The sequence below is a fragment of the Brevibacterium sp. 50QC2O2 genome, assembly GCF_024580675.1.
GTDB lineage: Bacteria > Actinomycetota > Actinomycetes > Actinomycetales > Brevibacteriaceae > Brevibacterium > Brevibacterium moorei.
On record NZ_JANIJZ010000040.1, the window covers coordinates 1 to 1,642 of the forward strand.

Sequence of the window (1,642 nt, forward strand, 5' to 3'; positions counted from 1 at the left end):
TAAGTGCCCCGCCTGGGGAGTACGGCCGCAAGGCTAAAACTCAAAGGAATTGACGGGGGCCCGCACAAGCGGCGGAGCATGCGGATTAATTCGATGCAACGCGAAGAACCTTACCAAGGCTTGACATGCGCCAGATCGCCTCGGAAACGGGGTTTCCCTTTTTGGGTTGGTGTACAGGTGGTGCATGGTTGTCGTCAGCTCGTGTCGTGAGATGTTGGGTTAAGTCCCGCAACGAGCGCAACCCTCGTTCTATGTTGCCAGCACGTGATGGTGGGAACTCATAGGAGACTGCCGGGGTTAACTCGGAGGAAGGTGGGGATGACGTCAAATCATCATGCCCTTTATGTCTTGGGCTTCACGCATGCTACAATGGCCGGTACAGAGGGAAGCGATGCCGTGAGGTGGAGCGAATCTCAGAAAGCCGGTCTCAGTTCGGATCGTAGTCTGCAACTCGACTACGTGAAGTCGGAGTCGCTAGTAATCGCAGATCAGCAATGCTGCGGTGAATACGTTCCCGGGCCTTGTACACACCGCCCGTCAAGTCACGAAAGTCGGTAACACCCGAAGCCCATGGCCTAACCGGTTCGTCCGGGGGGAGTGGTCGAAGGTGGGACTGGTGATTGGGACTAAGTCGTAACAAGGTAGCCGTACCGGAAGGTGCGGCTGGATCACCTCCTTTCTAAGGAGCATCAACTAATAAGTGGTTGGCCATCGTAGGCGCCGAGTGTGTGTCTGGTGGTTGCTCGTGGGTGGAACATCGCGGGATTGATTGTTTGAGTATGCTGTTGGGGTTCTGGGACAACAGACCACTGTTTGGTGGTGTGTGTTCTGGTGCCGCCCCTGCCGGGCTGGTCATGCTTGAGCGTGTGTTTGGTGGTGGTGGGTGTGTGGGTGTTGTGTGGTTTGTGAATAGTGGACGTGAGCATCTAGAACATAGATCGGATGAGATGCGCACTGGTGTGTGTGTCTTGGTTCTGTGTTTCTGTGTGTGATTTTGTCGCCCAATCATGATGGGTTGGCTGTGTCCGGGTTGGTCTCCTTGTTGGGGGTTGGTTCGGGTTGGCCGGCTGGGGTGTGGTTGGTGTGTGTGTTTCTTGTGTTATCCACCCCACCAGACGCTGGGTGGGAGGCTTGTTGGTCTTCTGCTGTGTGTGTTGTGGTGAGTGGTGAAGGGCGCATGGTGGATGCCTTGGCATCAGGAGCCGATGAAGGACGTTGTAACCTGCGATAAGCCTCGGGGAGTTGGTAAACGAGCGGTGATCCGAGGGTGTCCGAATGGGGGAACCCGCCAGTCTGTGATGGTCTGGTACCCGCATCTGAATATATAGGGTGTGTGGGGGGAACGCGGGGAAGTGAAACATCTCAGTACCCGTAGGAAGAGAAAATAATAATGATTCTGTGAGTAGTGGCGAGCGAAAGCGGAGGAGCCTAAACTGCGTGCATGTATGAACCGTGTGGGGGTTGTGTGCGTGGTGTTGTGGGGAGTGGTTGTCCGATTCCACATGGTCGGAGCCCTTTGTTGCGCGTGTAGTCGAACAGTCTGGGATGGCTGACCGGAGTGGGTGAGAGTCCTGTAGGCGAAATGTGTGTGGCGGGGGTTGACTGTTTTCCCGAGTAGGACGGGACTCGTGTAATCTCGTGT

General features: G+C 55.6%; 2 rRNA genes. Both read left to right on the forward strand.

The features are described from left to right. Positions 1–679 (forward strand): 16S ribosomal RNA (locus NQ038_RS15085); the annotation flags it as partial. A gap of 478 nt (positions 680–1,157) precedes the next feature. Beyond that, a 23S ribosomal RNA gene (locus tag NQ038_RS15090) occupies positions 1,158–1,642 on the forward strand; the annotation flags it as partial.